Raw genomic sequence first — 19,840 nt, forward strand, 5'->3', positions numbered from 1 at the left:
GAAAAACTACTCCTGATGAAAACGATGTGGCTGCTGATGCGCCACGGGCACCTGCGATGGCGCAGGTGCTTTTTGAGCGGCCGAGCGCCAGGACGGGCCGATCAGCCGCACGCCCTGCACTCGCTTGGTCGCAACAATGACATAGGCCGCGCCCAGTATCGGCCACCACTTGGCCCCGAGCGCGTCCATCCATGCATAAGTGTCCAGCCAATGACTGGAGCGCACGGCTGGCCTGTAACAACCGAAACTAATTGAATCCAATTCAAAGCCCAACAAACGCAGCCAGTCACGCAGCCGCGCGGGGGCAATGAACTCGCCTTTGTCGGGCAAATACAGCGCGCCGCCCAGCCCCAGCCTGCGGTGCAGACGCGAGCGTGCCTGCCGCAGGCCCCAAAGACTGTACGGGTTGAGGCCGCTGATCACCACCTGGCCTTCGGGCACCAGCACCCGCCCCACCTCACGCAAGGCAGCGTGAGGATCGGTGCAGTCTTCCAGCGAATGCGGCAGCAGCACAAGGTCGAGGCTGGCCTCGTCAAAGGGCAGCATTTCGGGCTCGGCATGCAGGTCGGCTGCTTGCAATGACTCTTTTGAATCGTCGGGACCCTCGCTATCGGCAAGCGCCTGCCTCTCTAGTATCATGGCCTGCGCCTGACCCAGTGCGAGAAAACGATGTGGCATGCGATTGGCTCGCAAGCCCGCCAGCCGGGGCATCCCGAGCTGAAGCGCATGGTAGCCAAAGCGGTCCGCGACAAGCTCGTCAAAGCGCTCCTGCTCCCACTCCAGTACATAGCGTCCCGGGGGAGTCGTAAGCCAGTCGTGCAAACTTATAATTTCGCTGTTCATGAACCTGCTGCCACTGCCCGCTTTCTCCGACAACTACATCTGGATGATGCACGATGGAAAAAACGCCATCGTGGTGGATCCGGGCGATGCCGACGCCGTGTTCGACGTGCTGCGCGGCTCCGGATTGTCGCTGGCAGCCATTCTAGTCACGCATCACCACGGCGATCATGTCGGCGGCGTCGAAGATCTGCATGCTGGCACCGGCGCGCGCGTCTATGGCCCTGCCAACGAGATCATGCCCGAGCCGATCACCCGACTCGCTCAAGGGGATGTGGTCGAGGAAATGGGCCTGAAGTTCCAGGTCATCGATGTGCCCGGCCATACCTCCGGGCACATTGCTTTTTTCTGCCCCGACATGGATGGCACGCCCATTCTGTTCTGTGGCGACACGCTGTTTTCCGGCGGCTGCGGACGCCTGTTCGAAGGCACACCGGAGCAGATGCGCGCCTCGCTCGATGCGCTCGCCGCCCTGCCCGGCAACACGCGCGTGTGCTGCGCCCATGAATACACACTTTCTAACTTGAAATTTGCGCGCGCCGTGGAACCCGGCAACGCTGCGCTGCTCAAGTACCAGCAAGACTGCATCAAGCTCCGCAATGCCGACCAGCCCACGCTGCCGTCCAGCATTGCCACCGAGTTGGCGGTCAACCCGTTTCTTCGCACGCGCGAATCCGAGGTCGCCCAGTCGGCCAAGACATTCAATGCGAGCACCAACCCAAGCGATGCGACGTCCGTTCTGGCGGCGTTGCGTGAATGGAAAAACAACTTCCGATGAGACTTCTCCAAATTCTCGGACTCGCCAGCCTCGTCTGGCTTGCTGGTTGCGCGACCAACAATGCCCCAGCGCCCAGCGCGCACAAGGCCAAGCCTGCGACGGAAACCACCGCCGCGGCCAAGCACATCACCCCCAGCTATCCCACCGCTCCCCTGTCCCCCATCTCGCCCTATGAGCTGACGGGCTCCAACTACGATGTCACCGGCATCCGCGCGCCGTCCGATCTGTGGGACCGCATTCGCCGCGGCTTTTCCATGCCCGATCTGCAGAATGATCTGGTGCGTGACCGCGAGCAGTGGTACTCCACGCGTCCGGACTACATGTTCCGCATGACCGAGCGTTCGAGCAAATACCTGTTCCACATCGTCGAAGAGCTGGAACGCCGAGGCATGCCGACCGAGTTGGCACTGCTTCCCTATATCGAAAGCGCATTCAATCCGCAAGCCGTCTCGACCGCCAAGGCCGCCGGCATGTGGCAGTTCATGCCCGCCACGGGCACCTATTTCGACCTGAAGCAGAACGCCTTCCGCGACGACCGCCGCGACGTGCTGGCCTCCACCAAGGCCGCGCTCGACTACCTGCAGAAACTCTACGGCATGTTCGGCGACTGGCATCTGGCTTTGGCCGCCTACAACTGGGGCGAAGGCAGCGTGGCTCGCGCCATCGCTCGCAACGAGAAACTCGGCCTCGGCACCAGCTATGAAGAGCTGAACATGCCCAACGAGACGCGCTACTACGTGCCCAAGTTGCAGGCGGTGAAGAACATCGTGGCCAATCCGACACGCTTCAACTCCGAGTTGCCGCTGATCGAGAACCACCCCTACTTCCAGGCCGTGGACATCACGCGCGACATCGACGTATCCCTCGTCGCCAGCCTCGCCGGCATCCGCGAAGAAGACTTCCGCGCGCTCAATCCCTCATTCCACAAGCCCGTGATTCTGGCCGCAGGCACACCGCGCATCCTGCTGCCCTGGGACAACGCGCAGGTATTCCGCAAGAACCTCGAAGCGCGCAACCAAGGTCAATATGCGAGCTGGACGGTCTGGAGCGTGCCCAACACCATGACCGTGGCCAACGCCGCCACCCGCCTCGGTATCGACGAATCCGACCTGCGCAAGATCAATGGCATTCCGCCACGCATGATGATCAAGGCTGGTTCCGCCCTGATGATTCCGCGCGCCGCGACCACCCAGCAAGACGTATCGAGCCAGTTGGCCGACAACGGCCAGATCTCGTTCACGCCCGAAATCGTGAACCGCCGCACTGTCGTGCGCGCCACCAAGCGCGGTGAGACCGTCGCCGCCATTGCTGCACGCTACAAGGTCAGCGCCACCGACGTGGCCGACTGGAACGACGTGAAGACCAGCAGCCGCTTCAAGGGTGGCGAGCAGGTCACCATGTATCTGCCCGTGCGCTTGACGACTGCGTCTTTCGCCAACAACCCCAGACACGCCAAGGCACAGGCCGAGTCCTCCAGCACCCGGACCGCAGCCAAGAGCAAAGGCAACAACAACGCCAAAGCAGCGCCTGCCAGAACAACAGCCAAGTCGGCTGCTGCGGCCCCACGCAAGACAGCCGCTTCCGCCGCACCAGCCGCCAAACGCAAGCGCTGATCACTCAGCAGCGACCAACAAAATGGGCCAGCGATTGCTGGCCCATTTGCGTTGGGAGTCTTTGAAAAAATTTTGAAAATCTTTGGAGATCTTTGGAAATCGACAAACCCGTTGTCGTCTACACCTGAAATTTTTCCTTGGCACGCATCACCCATTCATTGTTGTAGGTGAGCGCCAGATTCACGCGCGGTGCCGTCTGGCTCTCGCGCAAACGGGCAATCGCCTTGAGCGCCGTGGCCGGGCCTTCGCCGGGCATCAGTCCATCGGGCGACAGCGTCTGGCGCACCTTCTCGAACGCCGCCAGATAGGCACCACGGTCTTCGAGCCAGTACTGCATCGGAACCACGCGCGCCAGATCCACCGGGCCAGCGGTCTGCATCCACTTGAGCGCATGCACCATCGCATTCACCAGCGACTGCACCTCGCGCGAACGGCGTTGGGCGAACATCTGCGGCACATACATGCAGGCACCCGGCATGGGGCCGCCATAGAAATCCGCCGACCCCTTGAGCGAGCGCGTGTCGGCCAGAATGCGCACCTCGCCGCGCTGCTCCAGCAAAGTGATCAGCGGATCGACATGGCACACCGCGTGGATGCGCCCTTGCTTCAACGCGGTGATCGCTCCCGAGCCGCTGCCCACGCCCACAAACTCGACCTGCTCTGCTGAAATGCCTGCCTGAATCAGCCACAGATTGGCAAAGAACTGCGACGACGATCCCGGTGCGGCGATGCCGATGCGCAAGTCCTTGTAATTGCTGAGCGGCTTCTTGGGCCAGTTGTGGATCGATGCGGCCAGCACCATCTGCGGCGTGCGCCCCATCAGCACCAGACTGCGGTAGTTGAAGCCCATGGCTTGCTGCTCGATCAAGCGCTCATAGGCTCCGCAGCCCACATCGGCCTGACCGCTGCGCACGGCCTCCATGGCCAGCGAGCCGCCGGGGAAATCCTCGATCTCGACACGCAGGCCCTCGTCGCGGAAATACCCGAGACGCTCGGCCACCGTGAGCGGCAGATAGTACAAATCCCCCTTGCCACCCACCGCAATGCGCAACGGCGCATTCGTACGCGGGCCCAGCTGCGCCTGCGCAGGCCACTGGGAACCAGCGGCGCACGCCACGAGCGCGGATGCTGCTCGCAGGCCCAGTTGTCGGCGGGTGATGGATGAAATGGCCATGTGAATGAATGCTGCAGTGCAGCAATAATGCCTGATTGTCGCCCTGAACGTCATCCGGGGCAATCCTTGCGGAGAACTACGTAGACCGGAAATACCGGAATAGTTCCCGGAATTCGCTAGCGAAATGCGAGCAGCCTGCGCTTTGTCAGTCCGCTTTCAGGCCTGCGTTCGTCGAACACGCCGGAAGCATCGAAGAAGCCGGGAATCACGATCCCGGACTCTTGGCTCCTCAGTGATAGCCCAGAAAAAAGATGCCGATGTTCACCGCAAAGCCTGCCGCCCAGATCATGCTGCGCGCCATGGGCATGTCCCCCACGTACATCACGATGTAGAGCACGCGCAGGAACACGAAGGCCAGCGCCAGCATGTCAAGCGGCGTCTGCGAGGCTCCGAGTTGGTGGGCGATGATGACCGCGCCGATGAAGAACGGCAGCACCTCGTAGCTGTTGGCCTGAGCGGCGTTCGCACGGGCACGCCAGCCGGTTTGCTGGGCCAGCCAACGGCGCGGATCGCGGTTGTCCTTGTTCATGCTGAAGCTGCCGCGCTTGGCCAGCATTGCGCAGCCAATGGGCAACAACACGGCGATCAGAATGCACCAATAGGCGACGGTGAAACGCGCAACATGCATGGACATGCTCTTTCCCTCTTTGCTGATTTGCAGCTATTAAAAAAAGAGCATTTTAGGTCACCCGCACCTCACCGAGGGGGTGAAAATGCCTGCGCGGTCACCTATGCGCTAACGACGGTCAGCCAGCGCGTGAGCAATGGTGCCCAGATCGACGAATTCGAGTTCGCTGCCCACCGGCACGCCGCGCGCCAGACGCGTGACCTGCAAGCCGCGCGGCCTCAGCGCCTCGCCGATCGCATAGGCCGTGGCTTCGCCCTCGGCGGTGAAGCTGGTGGCGAGAATGACTTCCTGCACCATGCCATCGGTCGCGCGTTCGATGAGTTTTTTGACGCCAATGTCTTTGGGGCCCACACCGTCGAGCGGCGACAGGCGGCCCATCAGCACAAAGTACAGGCCCTTGAACGCGCCGGTACGCTCCATGGCCGACTGGTCGGCAGGCATTTCGACCACGCACAGCCGCGAGACATCGCGCCCCGGATCGCTGCAGACCTCGCAGATGGCCGCTTCGGTGAAGGTGTGGCAGCGCTCGCAATGGCGGATCGAGCTGGACGCCTCGTGCAGCGCGCGCGAGAGCATCTGCGCGCCCTCGCGATCGTGCTGCAACAGGTGAAAAGCCATGCGCTGCGCCGACTTGATGCCCACGCCCGGCAAGCGCCGCAGCGCCTGAATCAGAGCGTCCAGAGAACTGGTGTCAGACATGCGCGCGCGGCCTTCTCTCTCAGCTTGCAATAAATCAGAATGGGAACTTCATGCCGCCTGGCAGACCGGGCATGCCCGCGGTGATCTTGGCCATCTTTTCCGACGATGTTTCTTCAGCCTTGCGCACGGCGGCGTTGAAAGCGGCAGCCACGAGGTCTTCCAGCATGTCCTTGTCGTCGGCCAGCAGGCTGGGGTCGATGGTCACGCGCTTGACGTCGTGCTTGCAGGTCATCACCACCTTGACCAGACCGGCACCGGATTCGCCTTCGACTTCGATGTTGCCCAGCTCGTCCTGAGCCTTCTTCATGTTGTCCTGCATCGCCTGAGCTTGCTTCATCAGACCGGCGAGCTGTCCCTTGTTGAACATGGTGAATTCCTTTGCTTTTTATGAAATGAATGAATGGGTGAAAAACGCCCGAAACAGCGATTGTGCGACGAAAGCCCGAGCCTGCAGACGTTGGACGGTCTTTGGGGCTCTCGGCACACGGAAGAATCAAGCCGGACGGATGCTCCCCGGCACAATTTTCGAACCAGGAAATTCGCGCATCAGTTGCTGCACGCGCGGATCGCCGTGCACGATCTCTTCGGCCAGCTTCTGGCGCTGCGCAGCGGCGTAGGCGTTGCGGCGCGACGGGCTATCCAAGACCTTGCCCACCTCGACCGAAATCTGCTTCGTGTGCCCCGCCGCTTCCAGCGCAGCGCGCAGCTTCTCGCGTGCTGCTGGCTGGTTCAACGATTCGCGCTCCACGCGCAGCAACCAGTGATCCTGATCACGGGCGATCAACTGCGACTGCAGAGCCAGCTCACGCACCAGCGCTTGGATCGAGCCAGCAGCAACCATCTCCTGCACGGTCTGATACCAGACCTCGCCCTCGGCCGTCGGCACCAGACGCTGCAGCGCCGCATGGCCGTTGAGGCTGTGCGCCTGTGTGCGCATTCCGGGTTCTGGCGCCTGGCGCACAGGAATGTCGAAGGTATCGATGTCAGGGGGCGGCATGCCGTCGTCATGCATGTCCATCGGCGGGCGCGCCACTTCTTCGGGCGTGCGCACCGGCAGTCGCATGGCGGAATGGCTCTGCTCATGCGAGGGCGCGTACGACTGGGGTTGAGGTTGACGTTGAGGCGGGGGGTCATCGCTTGCAACCGGCGCTGGTTGCGCGTATGGCTGCGGAGCAGGTTCACGGTACGCCTGCACCGGAGCACGCTGCGGAACAACGTCCTGAACGACAGGCGGCGCTTCGACCGGTACCGGATCTGGCTCTGACTGAACCACAACGGGTCGAGAAACCGCCTGAGGTGCTTGACGCGGCTCAACCGCCGGAGCGGCCTCAGCCTGCGTCAGAGTTTTTTTTTCAGCCTCGGCTGGGTTGCCAGCCGTTGGTGTCGCCGTGCTCGATGTACCGTCCGACGGCTTCTTGAACGCCAGCAAGCGCAGCAGCACCATGGTCAACGCGGCATATTCATCCGGTGCCAGACCCAACTCGGCGCGGCCATGCAGACACATGCTGTAGAGCAACTGCGTCTCATCGGCTGACATGACGCCAGCCAGCCGCGCCATTTCCTGAGCCTCGGTGTCGCTGGTATCCACGCTCGCCGCCATATTGGGCACCGCCTGCAGCACGGCCATGCGTTGCAACACGGTGCTCGCCTCTTCCAATGTGGAAGCGGCAGACAGACCGTTCGTGCGCAGTTCGTCCACGGTGTCCACCACCGTGCGACCATCACCACGCGCCAAAGCATCGATCAACCGGAACACATAAGTGCGATCCACACTGCCCAGCATCTGACGCACACCGGCTTCTTCCAGCTTGCCGCTGCCGAACGCGATCGCCTGATCGGTCAGACTGAGCGCATCGCGCATCGATCCACGCGCCGCACGCGAGAGCAGACGCAGCGCGCCCGGCTCGGCCTGCACGCTTTCCTCGCCCAGCACGCGTGTCAGATGTTCCTGAACCGTCTCGGGAGCCATCGGGCGCAGGTTGAACTGCAGGCAACGGCTGAGCACAGTCACCGGCACCTTCTGCGGATCGGTCGTCGCCAGCACGAACTTGAGGTATTCCGGCGGCTCTTCCAGCGTTTTCAGCATGGCGTTGAACGCCGTGTTCGTGAGCATGTGCACTTCGTCGATCATGAAGACCTTGAAGCGCCCCTGCACCGGCTTGTACACCGCCTGCTCCAGCAGCCCCTGCACCTCGTCCACACCGCGGTTCGACGCCGCATCCAGCTCGGTGTAGTCAGGAAAACGACCGCTGTCGATATCCATGCACGCCGGACAGACCCCACAAGGCGTGGCAGTAATCCCGCCCTGCCCGTCTGGGCCCTGGCAATTGAGCGACTTGGCCAGAATGCGCGACACCGTCGTCTTGCCCACCCCGCGCGTGCCGGTGAACAGATAGGCGTGGTGCAGCCGCTGCTGCGTGAGCGCATTGGTCAGCGCCTGAACAACATGCTCCTGCCCCACCATCTCGGAGAAGGTCTTGGGACGGTATTTACGGGCAAGCACTAAATAAGACATATCAGGCGATTCTACGGCCCCTTTCCTGCAACTATTCTTCTCGATTTGCTGCAGTGCCACACCATGTCGGTTTACAATGTCAGGTGACGGGCCCCCTCGCATGGGGAAGCAGCCAACCGGGTCAGGTGGGGAACCAAGCAGCCCTAACTGTGGATACAGTGCCGAGGTAAGGCTCGTCACCTTCTTTCAGCAATCTCTTTGTTATCAAGAGGTTCGCTTCAATTGAATGGTCTTTTTTAGCCGATGTGGCACTTTTGTGTGGCACTTCCGTCATCTGAAAAAGACCATTCACGACCGTGACCACCCTCACAGGGCTACATCTCCGAGCTGGCATCTACCAACTGTATGTCGTCATTCCGACAGACCTACAGGCAAGGTTTGGCCGTTGGCGTTTCCGCAAGAGTCTGGGGACTTCCAACCGAAAAGAAGCAGAACTACGCGGGACTGTTGAACGCGCAAGACTGCTGGCGCTCTTCGCCTCAGCCAAGAACACACCGGGCACACTCCCCGCTCTCTCTGCACAGACCCAGAAGGTCTTGGAGCCACTGCAAGGCATCCTCATCCCAGCAGAGGCGAATGCAGGGTGAATCGCCCCGGGTTTTCTAGACACCTCTGAGCCTTAAATCTAAGGCCCAATAGGAGGTGCTATGAGTAACCAAAGATATCCCCAAGAATTCAAGACCGAAGCAGTCAAGCAGATCACTGAGCGCGGCCATAAGGTGGCCGATGTTTCAGCCCGACTAGGCGTAAGTCAGCACAGCCTTTATCAATGGATCAAGGCTCAAGGAACGCCTGCCCATGATCGGCCGGCACAGGTGTCACAAACCGAGGAGTTGCGACGACTGAAGGCTGAACTCAAGCGAGTCACAGAGGAGCGCGACATCCTAAAAAAGGCCGCAGCGTACTTTGCCAAGCAGTCCGGGTGAAGTACGCATTCATCAAGCGCCATGAAGGTGAGTACAGCATTCGCCGACTGTGCAAGGTCATGGCTGTACACCCTAGCGGCTACTACGCCTGGAAGGCGCAACCGATGAGCCTGCGTGCAAAGGACGATCAACGTCTGTTGGGTCTTCTCAAGCATGCGTGGCTCGAGAGTGGTGGCGTCTATGGCTATCGCAAGCTGACCATGGACATGCGTGATTTGGGCGAGAGCTGCGGCAAGCATCGCGTGGCACGACTGCTCAAAATCGAGGGGCTGCGCTCACAGACGGGCTACAAACGCCGTGCAGGCATGCGTGGCGGCAAACCTGCCATCGTCGCGCCCAATCACTTGCAGCGCCGCTTCGCAGCGGCCGAGCCCAACCAAGCTTGGGTGACTGACATCACATACATCCGCACCCATGAAGGTTGGCTGTATCTGGCGGTGGTGGTTGACCTGTTCTCACGTCAGGTTGTTGGCTGGTCTATGGGCAGCCGCATCGATACTGGCTTGGTGCTCGATGCACTGTTGATGGCCTTGTGGCGTCGCAGGCCTAAGCTGCCTGTCATGGTGCATTCGGATCAGGGTAGTCAGTTTACAGGCCATGACTGGCAGGGCTTTCTGCGAGATCACAATCTGGTCTCCAGCATGAGTCGTCGCGGCAACTGTCACGACAACGCCGTGGCCGAGAGCTTCTTCCAGTTGCTCAAGCGCGAGCGTATTCGCCGCCAGATTTACCCGACGCGCGATGAGGCCAGGGCTGATGTCTTCAACTACATCGAGATGTTTTACAACCCGAAAAGGCGTCATGGCACCGCCGGAGATATCTCTCCGGTAGAGTTCGAAAGACGGCATTCCCAACGGCTCAACAGTGTCTAGGAAATCCGGGGCGATTCAAAGCAACGGGATGAAAGTGCTTCATAGAAGAAAGAAATCCTTTCTTTTGAAGCAATAAAGCCTGTGCTCACAAAGAAGCGTGCGATGCAACAATCGCCTCACCAATGCGGGCCACACGCGCACGCCGTCGCACATCGCCCTCCTCGTATTGAAAGGCCTGATCGCAATGTCCTCATCCCCTCGCTTTCAGCGCCGCCCCGATGGCTCCAACTGGGGTGATTTCGGCGCCGACGATCAGCTCGGCACGCTCAACCATCTGCAGGCCAAGCAGCGCCTTGCCGCCGTGGCCGAGATCCGCGAGGGTCTTTCGTTTTCGCTCAGCCTGCCGCTCGATGTGCCGCGCGCGCCCGTGCTCAACCTGCGCCGCAAGGGCCCGATCATCCAGCCTGCGCAAAAGAATGGCGTGCCGGTGTACCGTTATCCGCTGGCGCGCGACACGCCCGGTGCCACCGATGTGATCAGCGACGACAGCGTGACGCTTTCGCCGCAGTATTCGACGCAGTGGGATGCGCTCGCGCATGTGGGATCGATGTTCGATGCGCGCGGCGATGGGCAATTCGCGCCCACTGGCTACAACGGCTTTTGCGTGAGCGATGCGCCGAGCGCATCTTCGGAAACGCAGGACTTCAAGGGCACTGAAAACCTGTCGATCACGCCCATGGCCCGTCACGGCATTCAAGGGCGTGGCGTGATGGTGAATCTGCGCCGCCATTTTGGTGATGCGCCGCGCAAGGTGACGCTGCAGGACCTGCTCCAGATTTTCGAGGCCGACCGCATCAGCGTGCGTCCGGGTGATGTGCTGTGCCTGCACTCCGGGCTGGCCGATCTTGCGCTGACGCTGCCCGATGGCAAGTTGGATCAACTCAAGACATCTTGCTGCGTGCTCGATGGCTCCGACCAGGAACTGCTGAACTGGATCACCGACAGCCGCATCGCCGCCATCGCCGCCGACAACCATGCGGTGGAGCGACGCAATCACACGCTGGAAGTCGAGCGCGGCCCACTGCTGCCCTTGCACGAGCATTGCCTGTTCAAGCTGGGGCTGCCGCTGGGCGAACTATGGCATCTCACGCCGCTCGCCACGTGGTTGGACCAGCACCAGCGCCACGCCTTTTTTCTGACGGCCGCGCCCATGTACCTGCCAGGTCTGGTGGGCGCGCCCGTCAATCCGATCGCGACGGTCTGATCACTTCACGATCACGCGACAAGAACCATCCCGAGAATCATTGGAGACAACATGCGATTCACTTTCCGCCAACCGCTCATCGCCCTTGCCAGCATAGCGCTCGTTCACGGTCTGGCGCACGCCGCGGACTATCCGAAAGACCAGCCGATCACGCTCGTCGTGCCGTTCTCGGCAGGCGGCGGCGCGGACAATGCGGCGCGCATCATTGCGCAGGGCATCAGCGAGGTCAGCGGCCAGAGCGTCGTGATCGACAACCGTGCGGGCGCCAGCGGCTCCATCGGCGCGACCTTTGTGGCGCGCGCCAAGCCCAACGGCTATACCGTGCTGTACGACGCATCGTCGTTCGCCATCAACCCCACGCTGCGCAAGCTGCCCTACGACGCAGCCAAGGATTTCATCCCCGTCTCGCAGGCCGTGAGCGTGCCCAACATTCTGGTGGCGTCGCCGCAAGCGCCCTACAACAACCTCTCCGAATTCATCAAGGCGGCCAAGGCCAATCCGACCAAGTATTCCTACGCCTCTTACGGCCCGGGAAGCCTGGCGCAGATGGCCGCCGAATTGCTCAAGAAATCCACCGGCATTCAGGCCGTGCATGTGCCCTACAAGGGCGGCGCGCCGGCGCTGGTGGATGTGATGGGCGGGCAGGTCGATGTGTACTTTGCGAACGCGGCGTCGAGCATCACCTACGTGACCAGCGGAAAGCTCAAGGCGCTCGCCGTATCGTCAGCCAAGCGCATGCCGGAGCTGCCCGATGTGCCGACCGTCGAGGAATCCGGTGTGAAGCCGTTCGCGGTCGAGGAATGGAATGGTTTCTTCCTGCCCGCAGGCACGCCGCCGGAAGTCGTCAAGCAATTGCAGGACTATGTGCAGAAGGCGCTTGCACTGCCCGACGTACGCACCAAGCTGGCCAAGCTCGGGCTGAATCCGGTCGGCAGCAACTCGGCTGATTTCGGCAAGTTCGTGGCCGCCGAACAAAAGCGCTGGGGCGAGTTGGTCAAGTCCAACGGCATCACCGCGAACTGAAACCAGACACGCCCAACCATCAAGCCATCAACCCGCGCTGGACTCCACCAACGCCAGCGCGCCTTGCCCCGCCAGACGCCCCGTCGCGCAACTGGCGGTGAGCAGATAACCGCCCGTGGGCGCTTCCCAGTCGAGCATTTCGCCTGCGCAGAAAACGCCGGGCAGCGCACGCAGCATGAAGTGCTCGTCGAGCGCGGACAGCTTCACGCCACCCGCCGTGCTGATCGCCTCGTCGATGGGACGCGGCGCGATCACGGTGATCGGCATGGCCTTCATGGCGCGGGCGAGCACCACGGGGTCCAGCATTTCTTCCTTGGTCAGTTGCTCGTACAGCATCGCTGCCTTGATGCCGTCGATATGCAGGCGGCTCTTCAGATGGCTGCTCAGGCTGCGCGAGCCGCGTGGGTGGCGCAGTTCTTCGAGCACGCGTTCAGGCGAAAACGCAGGCAGCAAATCGAGTTCGAAAGTCGCCTTGCCGGTGGCTTCGATTTCATCGCGCAGCAGGGCTGAAACCGCATAGATCAGGCTGCCTTCGACACCCGTCGCTGTCGCCACGAATTCTCCGCGGCGCTGGAAGTGACGCCCCTTGCTGTCGGTGAACGAAACGGCCACCGATTTGAAGGGCTGACCCGCAAAACGTTCGGTGAACAGCGGGCTCCAGCCGATGGGCGAAGTCGCATCCGGCTGACCCAGCATACCGCGCAGAAAGTCGCGGCGCGTTTCACCTGCAGGCACATGGGCACGTGCCACGTCGAAGCCGCAGTTGGATGCGCGCAGCGGTGCGATATCAACGCCATCTTCGGCCAGCAGCGGAGCCCATTTGCCGTCCGAACCCAGACGCGCCCAGCTCGCGCCACCCAGCGCCAGAACCACGGCACGTGCGCGCGCCTGCACGGCACCTTGCTGCGTGGTGAACTGCAGCACGCGCGTGCCGGAATCGTCATTCGCGCCCCAGCCCTCAAAGCGATGGCGCATGTGGAACACCACGCCTTGCGAGCGCAGGCGCTGCAGCCATGCGCGCAGCAGCGGCGCAGCCTTCATGTCCTTGGGGAAGACGCGGCCCGATGTGCCGACAAAGGTCTCGATGCCCAGGCCATGTGCCCATTCCTGCAATTCGTTCGCTCCGAATTGCTTAAGCCACGGCTCCATGCTGGACTGCGCATCGCCGTAGCGCTGCACGAAGTTCTCGAACGATTCGGAGTGGGTGAGATTCAAACCACCCTTGCCCGCGAGCAGAAACTTGCGTCCCACGGACGGCATGGCATCGAACACATGGACCGACACGCCCGGCTTGGCGGCGGCTTCCGCAGCCATCAGGCCAGCGGGGCCGCCGCCGATGATCGCGATGTCGCATTGCAGGAGGTCTGTGGTGCTTGGGGTGTCTGACATGAAAAAACAATCAACCGATTCAAAGCACGCAGGTTAAGCCAAGGGCCGATAAGTGACTGTCGGCCATGCACCTGCGTGCCCATGAGAAAAAAATCAAAAAATCAAAACAGCGAGCCCTGCTCCGGCACAGGGGCTGGCGGAGCGGCTGAAGCGGCTTTCGGCGCGCTGGGAAGGCCCGTATTGTCCGCTTTGGCGAACGGCCTTGCAGACTGGGGCTCAGAAGACGTACGGATCGAGCCATCTTCCAGCACTTCCAGCAACCTGCCATCACCACTCAAGAACGCTGCATGCACCTCGCCTTCGTGGCCCAGTTGCTGGCTGACAGCCCGCAAGTAGCGCTGCAATTGCTCGATGAGCTGCGGTTGCTTTTGCGGCGATGGGGCACTCTTGTAATCCAGCACCCACCATTGCACGCCCTTGTCTGCCGTGGCCTTGCGACGCACCAGACGATCAAGGCGCAGACTCTGGCCTTGAAAGACCAGCGGCGCTTCGTTGATGGCGCGGTCGATGATGGTCTGGTCCCACGCCCAAGCGCCCTCGCCTTGCAGAATCTTTTGCGCGATCGTGGTCGCGTTGCGCGCCTGTTCGGGCGTCAATTCAAACTCGCGCGCCAGACGCGACACGCGTGCCTCGCTCCAGCCGGATGCGCACAACTGCGCAAGTGTTGGACCCACCACGCCTGCATGCTCCAGCAGTTGGTGCATGGCCTCGCCCTGCCGGGTGGCGGGCGTCGATGGCGTCTGCGCGGTCACGGGAGGCAAGGCATCCGTGACGGCTTCGCTTTGCGTAGCCTGCTGCTGCGCGGATGCGGCTTCGTAGACCGGCAATTCCAGAATGCGCGCGACCGTCGCCTCGAATGGATCGAACTGCGCCGACGCCGCCTCAGGCGCGGGCAGGTCTTCGACGCAGTCTTCCAGTCGCGTCCACCAGCTTGCCGATTGCGATGCCTTGCCCGGCTGGGTTGCAGAGATCACAAGGCATTCCTTGGCCCGCGTCATCGCCACATACAGCGTGTTCAGTTCTTCGCGCTTGCGTTCGCGCTTTTCCGATTCGAGCAGCGCTTCGGCACTCGGCGGCGGATTCGACTCGCTCGCAAGAAAAACGAAATGCTGCGGATACTCATGCTCGCCCGGCCAGTCGACCAGCGCGCCCATGGTCTCGGCCTTCTGGCCTGCAGCGTCGGTGTCGAGCATCAGCACGCAATGCGCTTCGAGCCCCTTGGCACCATGCACGGTGAGCAAGCGCACGGCCGTCAGATCCGCACGCCCCGGTGCCTGCATGCCGGGCCGCTTCATCGCGCGCACAAAGGCATAGGGCGTGAGATAGCGACCGCCATCAAGCGCCAATGCCGACGCCAGCAAGGCACGCAGATTGGCAAGCACCGCCTCGCGCTGCGTGAGCGGCGACGCGGCGGCGAATCGCGCAAACACATCGGCATGTTTGTAGATGGACTGCAGCGCATCGTGCGGCGGATCTTTCTGCACCCAACCGCGATACATCTCCAGTCGCGCTGCGGCATCCTGCAGCGGCGGGGAGAGCTGCTCGCGCCCGCCGGTCACCACGTCAAACCAATGGGCGTTTTCCCATTCCGGCTGTTTGCGCAGCAAGGCAATTTCAGTGAGCGCATCGTCGGGCAATCCGAACAGCGGCGACTTGAGCGCTCGCGCCAAAGAAAGGTCATGCGCGGTGGACACGAGCACATCCATCAGCGCGATCAGATCCTGCACTTCCGGCGTTTCGCACAGCTCGGTTTTTTCCGGCTGAACGCAGGGAATATGCAGCGCACGCAGCGCCTCTTCCATCTCAGCCAAGCGCGCACGCTTGCGCGCCAGCACCATGATTTCCTTGGCCGGAATGCCGCTCGCGATCTGCGCGGCCACCCATTGCGCGGCCTGCGCGCTTTCGCGCATGCGCAGCGTTTCTTCGGCTTCGTGACGCGGCACCGTCAGGCTGTCGCGCCAGATGGCGGGCGCATCCAAATCGGCGCTCCCGTCGTCGTCCGCCGCATCGTCCGCAATTTTGGGCAAGCGCCAGAGTTGCCCCGGCACCTCCGATTCGGTCGTGTGTTCGCGAAAGCCCGAATATTCCTGCAGTTCCTGTGCGGCCAGCATGACATGGTTGACCGTCGCGATCACGCCCTTGGCATTGCGGCGCGTGTGATCGCAGGCCAGCACATCGCCCTCCAGACCTTCGCGCACAAAGGCCTGCGCCGCCAGAAACACCTGCGGCTCCGCGCGACGAAAACGGTAAATGCTCTGCTTGGGATCACCCACGATGAACACGCTCGGCGCACCCGAACCACCGCCGGTGCCCACATAGCTCGACAGCCATGCATGCAGCGACTGCCATTGCAGCGGATTGGTGTCCTGAAACTCATCGACCAGCAGATGCCGCACGCGCGCATCCAGACGTTCCTGCACCCAGCCGCTCAGAATCTCATCGGACAGCAGCTTCATCGCCGTGCGCTCGACATCGTTCATGTCGATCCAGCCACGCTCGCGCTTCAACGCGCCGAACTGCGCGATCAGCACGCGCGCCAATCGCGCCACGCGTTGCTGGTGCTGCCAGGCGGTGTGCTGGCGCTGCGCTGCGCACAGTTGCTGCAGTTCGACTTCTGCCTCCTGCGCCGCTTCGAACTTGCGCAGATGTTGCGTGAGCCGATCTTCCTTGGCCACGAAGAACGCGGAGCGCAGCAAAGCCAAACGTTGGTCGAGATGGGTTTGCAGGAACGCATCGACCACCGCATCGCCGGCTTTCTGCGGCGTCTTGGTGCTTTCGCTTCCAAGCGATTTGGCCCATGCGTGCCAGCGTGCGAAAGCCGCTTCGCTCGCGAGCGATTCGCTGGGCTTGTCCAATCCCTCGAACTGCGGAAACTGCTCGGTGAAATGCGGCACGGAAGCATCGATCACGCCCATCTCATCGGCCAGCGTGAACTCCACGCGCTTGGAAAGCGCCGCCTCCAATGCGCGATGCGTCTGGAATCGGCCATGCAGCGCGACCGACTCTTCGTAGTCTGCGCGCAAGGCGGCATCTTCGGTCACTGCGGCAAGAAACGGCCGCCACACTTCGCGCACGGCCTCGGCATCGTTCTCCAGCAATTCGTAATGTGCGGGCAGTCCCAAGTCTTGCAGAACCTGCAAGGGTGCCGTTCCCAACAGCGCTGCAAACCAGCTGTGGAAGGTGCGAATCTGCACCGGCCTGCCGCTGTCCAGCGTCTTGCGGTACAGCTTTTGCAGCGCTACCGATTGCTCCTTCACGCGCAGCGCATCGACGCCGCGTGCGAGCAATTCCTTTTCGAGTTCGTGCGCGGGTTTGTCGGCAAAATCTTCGAGCCATTCCTGCAAGCGCTGGCGCATCTCGCCCGCTGCTTTCTTGGTGAAGGTGATGGCGAGAATTTCATGCGGCTCGGCACCGTCGAGCAAGGCGCGCAAGATGCGCGAGACCAGCATCCAGGTCTTGCCCGCACCGGCGCAGGCTTCCACCGCCACGCTGCGCTGCGGGTCGCAGGCAATCGCGTAGAAGGCCTGGCGCGAAACCGGCTGGCCGTTGTGTTCGTAGGCCGCCGTGTGATGATTGATCGTTGTCGTCGTCATGCCCAGAAATCCTTGCGGCAAAGGCCGCGCGCGGCGCAGTATCCGCAGACCGCGCCCTCGCCCAACGCGGGCATGGGCGCGCCTTCATCGATGCGCGCCATGTCGCTCAAGATGCCCTCCACCAGCTCGTCGCGCAGATGCACCACATCTTCCTGTTCATAGGTGCGCGTCTCGCCGCGCTCGCCCACATTCACATAGGCCGCGCGCAGCACGTCGTCCTGCAGCAGCGCGGCGTAGAACGCGAGCTGTATGTCCTCGGAGCCCGCTGTGATGCGCTTGCGCGTGACCTGCTCGTTTTCGGTCTTGTAGTCGATCACCAGGCGCACCGCACCACCACCATCACCGCCGCCATCGGGCCGCGTCACGTCGATGCGATCAAGCTTGCCGACCAGCGTGAGATGGCCGAGCGGCTGCGTCGCATCGTGCTCCGCCACCTTGAAGCTCGCGCCCTCCGCTTCATGCTTTCCAAGCCAGCGCAGATAGCCATCGCGCAGCGCGGGCCAGCCTGCGGAGAACGGCAGAAAATCGCCCTCGTCCAGATGCAGCTCGCGCGTGGCACGCGCCGCCGCTTCGTTCATGAGCGCAATGCGTTCATCGGCATCGTCGGTGTGCTTGTCCGCAAGCGCCACGTGAAAGTGCTGCAGCGTCGCGTGCAGCCAGGTGCCGAAGTCGCGCTTGTCCACCTCCGCATCCAGCTCGTCGGCCTCCTGCAGACGCAACTGGCGCAGAGCGTAGAAGCGATAAGGGCAATGCCGCAGATCGGAATATGCCGACGAGGACAGCTTCAAAACAGGCAACTGCGCTGCCGACGGTGCGGGCATATGCAGCAATCGCACCGGCACCTCGCGCGCCACGCGGGCATCGTTGCCACCCTTGCCGCCGGCATCCAGCTCCAGCGCAAGCACCAACGGGCTTGCCAGCAAGGGCTCACCGCCATCGTCGCTGGTGCGCCAGAGAATATCGACATGCGGCACGCGCATGGCCTGCGCCCAGGCAGCGCGTTGTGCCACTTCGAATTCGTCGCGCGTCGGCAGGCCCAAGTCTTCGCGCTGCGTGCGCGTCCACGAACCCGGAGGTTCCGGCGCGGTCAGCATGCGTTTTTCATCGCAGCCCGGCAGCACCAAAGCGTTGAACGGGCGCGCCAGCAACTGCGACATGGGCAGCACGATGACCGGCGAGTCGCGCTCGGAATCGGGCCGAAACCGCCCCGCTTCCATCACATCATTGGCCCAACTGTTGAACTGCGAAAGCCCCATGCGGCGATCCGATCCGCTGAGCTGTTCGAAGTCGGCCTCCAGACCTTCCTGCAAGCGCAGTTCCGCCAGCACTTTGGCACCGGCCAAGTCTTCGTTCATGGACTCCCACACACCCGTCTGCTGCAACTGGCCGCGCAGCGCGATCAGCCATTGGGTGAGCGTCTTCGAGCCCTTGAGTTCTCCGCGCCACGCGTCGATCTGCTCGCACAGCGCAACGACTTCCGGCTTGTTCTTGGGCTCGTAGCGGCGCGCCTGACTCCATTGCCGCACGCCAAGGCCGCGCAGCCAGCGTTCGAGTTGCGGCAGCGCGGGCACCGTCTCTTTCGGCAGATGCTTTAGCCAATCGAGCACATCATCACTCGCCGCATGCCACGCCGCGGCACGCAAGGTCACCATGATCTGCGCGGCCTTGCGGGTGGTGGACAGCGTCCAGCCGTTCTCGTCCTTGACCTCCACGCCCGCCTTTTCCAGCAAGGCGACGATGCGGCGCGTGAGCGCACGGTCGGTGGCGGCCAGCGCCACCGGAATATGCCCCTCAGCGAGATGCTGAATCACGCAGGCAGCAGCCAGTTGCGCCTCATCTTCCGCATCGAGCGCCTGATGCAAGGCGACCAGTTGCGTGGGCTCGCCGGTTTCCGCTGAAAAGGATTCGGGCAGCGAAATCGCCAGCCCCGCATCACCCCAATGCTGGAGCAAGGTCTTCGCGAGGGGATCGGGATGAAAGCCTTCCAGCGCAATCAGCATGTGCACCGCATTACGCACGCCTTCGCCAAACAGCACATCGGTGGGCGGATCGGTGGCCAGCACCCATTCCAGTGCGACCTTGGCAGACGCCGCCTCCAACTGCAGCGACTCCGCCGTCACCGGCAGACTCAAATGCGTGCGGGCGGTTTCGGCCCAGGCCTCGCGCTCATCGGGTGCCACCGACGCCGCGAGCGTGGAAAGCTGCTGCGCCATCTCCAGCATCAGGCCGAGCATGGCATCGGTCTGCGCACCAAACCCAGCCGATTCGAGCAGGCTTCGGCCGGTCAGCGCGTCGCACGCCACATCCATCTGAAAGCCGCTGTGCGATGGCGGTTCGGCGCCCAACATGGTCGCCCAGTTGCGCGTGGTCTCGAAGCGCGGCATGAAGCCGTCAGGGAACAGCGCCGCCCATTGCTTCTGGGCCTGCGCCATCAGATGCGCATAGGGAACAAGCACCACGACGCTTGCCGGATGCACCCCGCGCGAGGCCGTTTCCTGCGCCACACGTGTGAGCACATGCTTCCAGCCCTCGGCCACCAAATTGTTTATCGCTATTACTGTCATAGCATCCTATTGCGCGGCCATA

The 19,840-nt window shown here is 62.4% G+C and carries 15 protein-coding genes and 1 other RNA gene; 7 read left to right on the top strand and 9 right to left on the bottom strand.

The window, feature by feature from the left end; translation table 11 throughout:
• Nucleotides 1–6 precede the first annotated feature (6 nt).
• Nucleotides 7–843: a class I SAM-dependent methyltransferase gene (locus G7048_RS00505; RefSeq protein WP_166066286.1), complete on the bottom strand. Its 837-nt coding sequence runs from the start codon at nt 841–843 to the stop codon at nt 7–9.
• Between G7048_RS00505 and gloB the strand changes: the two genes are divergently transcribed.
• The gene (gene gloB / locus G7048_RS00510; RefSeq protein ID WP_166066287.1) at nt 842–1,618 is read left to right on the top strand and encodes a hydroxyacylglutathione hydrolase; all 777 of its coding nucleotides are present in this window, start codon (nt 842–844) and stop codon (nt 1,616–1,618) included. The two genes, G7048_RS00505 and gloB, sit on opposite strands and share 2 nt — an antisense overlap.
• Complete coding sequence (locus G7048_RS00515) at nt 1,615–3,231, top strand: transglycosylase SLT domain-containing protein (protein ID WP_166066288.1); 1,617 nt, start codon at nt 1,615–1,617, stop codon at nt 3,229–3,231. The genes gloB and G7048_RS00515 overlap by 4 nt, the downstream gene beginning before the upstream one ends.
• A 118-nt stretch (nt 3,232–3,349) precedes the next feature.
• Here G7048_RS00515 and G7048_RS00520 read toward each other — a convergent pair whose 3' ends face one another.
• The 5 genes from G7048_RS00520 to dnaX form a co-directional block, all read right to left on the bottom strand.
• Nucleotides 3,350–4,405, bottom strand: coding sequence for an ABC transporter substrate-binding protein (locus G7048_RS00520; protein ID WP_166066289.1), 1,056 nt, complete (start codon nt 4,403–4,405; stop codon nt 3,350–3,352).
• A gap of 229 nt (nt 4,406–4,634) precedes the next feature.
• Nucleotides 4,635–5,033, bottom strand: a complete 399-nt coding sequence (locus G7048_RS00525; RefSeq protein WP_166070714.1) for an MAPEG family protein — start codon at nt 5,031–5,033, stop codon at nt 4,635–4,637.
• A 108-nt stretch (nt 5,034–5,141) separates the two neighbouring features.
• Nucleotides 5,142–5,732: a recombination mediator RecR gene (gene recR, locus G7048_RS00530; protein WP_166066290.1), complete on the bottom strand. Its 591-nt coding sequence runs from the start codon at nt 5,730–5,732 to the stop codon at nt 5,142–5,144.
• A 34-nt stretch (nt 5,733–5,766) separates the two neighbouring features.
• On the bottom strand, nt 5,767–6,099 hold the full coding sequence (locus G7048_RS00535) for a YbaB/EbfC family nucleoid-associated protein (RefSeq protein WP_166066291.1): 333 nt from the start codon (nt 6,097–6,099) through the stop codon (nt 5,767–5,769).
• A gap of 126 nt (nt 6,100–6,225) precedes the next feature.
• On the bottom strand, nt 6,226–8,247 hold the full coding sequence (gene dnaX / locus G7048_RS00540; RefSeq protein ID WP_166066292.1) for a DNA polymerase III subunit gamma/tau: 2,022 nt from the start codon (nt 8,245–8,247) through the stop codon (nt 6,226–6,228).
• 85 nt (nt 8,248–8,332) lie between these two features.
• Here dnaX and ffs point away from each other — a divergent pair.
• From ffs to G7048_RS00560, 5 genes are all read left to right on the top strand, one after another.
• Nucleotides 8,333–8,428, top strand: an RNA gene (gene ffs / locus G7048_RS00545) — signal recognition particle sRNA small type.
• Nucleotides 8,429–8,543: 115 nt separating this feature from the next.
• Nucleotides 8,544–8,834: a DUF6538 domain-containing protein gene (locus G7048_RS28730; protein WP_371747602.1), complete on the top strand. Its 291-nt coding sequence runs from the start codon at nt 8,544–8,546 to the stop codon at nt 8,832–8,834.
• 60 nt (nt 8,835–8,894) lie between these two features.
• A protein-coding gene (locus G7048_RS00550; RefSeq protein WP_166066293.1) for an IS3 family transposase occupies nt 8,895–10,045 on the top strand; the annotation gives its coding sequence in 2 pieces (ribosomal slippage) (nt 8,895–9,141 and nt 9,141–10,045; 1,152 coding nt in all).
• 184 nt (nt 10,046–10,229) lie between these two features.
• The gene (locus G7048_RS00555; RefSeq protein WP_166066294.1) at nt 10,230–11,249 is read left to right on the top strand and encodes a cyclase family protein; all 1,020 of its coding nucleotides are present in this window, start codon (nt 10,230–10,232) and stop codon (nt 11,247–11,249) included.
• A 51-nt stretch (nt 11,250–11,300) separates the two neighbouring features.
• Entirely contained in the window at nt 11,301–12,272 is a 972-nt protein-coding gene (locus G7048_RS00560; RefSeq protein WP_166066295.1) for a tripartite tricarboxylate transporter substrate binding protein, read from the top strand.
• A 27-nt stretch (nt 12,273–12,299) separates the two neighbouring features.
• Here G7048_RS00560 and G7048_RS00565 read toward each other — a convergent pair whose 3' ends face one another.
• The 3 genes from G7048_RS00565 to G7048_RS00575 all read right to left on the bottom strand — a co-directional run bounded on the left by G7048_RS00565 (nt 12,300) and on the right by G7048_RS00575 (nt 19,818).
• Entirely contained in the window at nt 12,300–13,661 is a 1,362-nt protein-coding gene (locus G7048_RS00565; RefSeq protein WP_166066296.1) for a TIGR03862 family flavoprotein, read from the bottom strand.
• A gap of 101 nt (nt 13,662–13,762) precedes the next feature.
• Complete coding sequence (locus G7048_RS00570) at nt 13,763–17,254, bottom strand: exodeoxyribonuclease V subunit beta (protein WP_166066297.1); 3,492 nt, start codon at nt 17,252–17,254, stop codon at nt 13,763–13,765.
• Nucleotides 17,251–19,818 carry a PD-(D/E)XK nuclease family protein gene (locus G7048_RS00575; protein ID WP_166066298.1) on the bottom strand — a complete coding sequence of 856 codons (2,568 nt, stop codon included), beginning with the start codon at nt 19,816–19,818 and terminating at the stop codon, nt 17,251–17,253. Before G7048_RS00575 ends, G7048_RS00570 begins: the two co-directional genes overlap by 4 nt.
• Nucleotides 19,819–19,840 lie beyond the last annotated feature (22 nt).

Origin of the sequence: Diaphorobacter sp. HDW4B, assembly GCF_011305535.1 — a bacterium.
Lineage (GTDB): Bacteria > Pseudomonadota > Gammaproteobacteria > Burkholderiales > Burkholderiaceae_C > Diaphorobacter_A.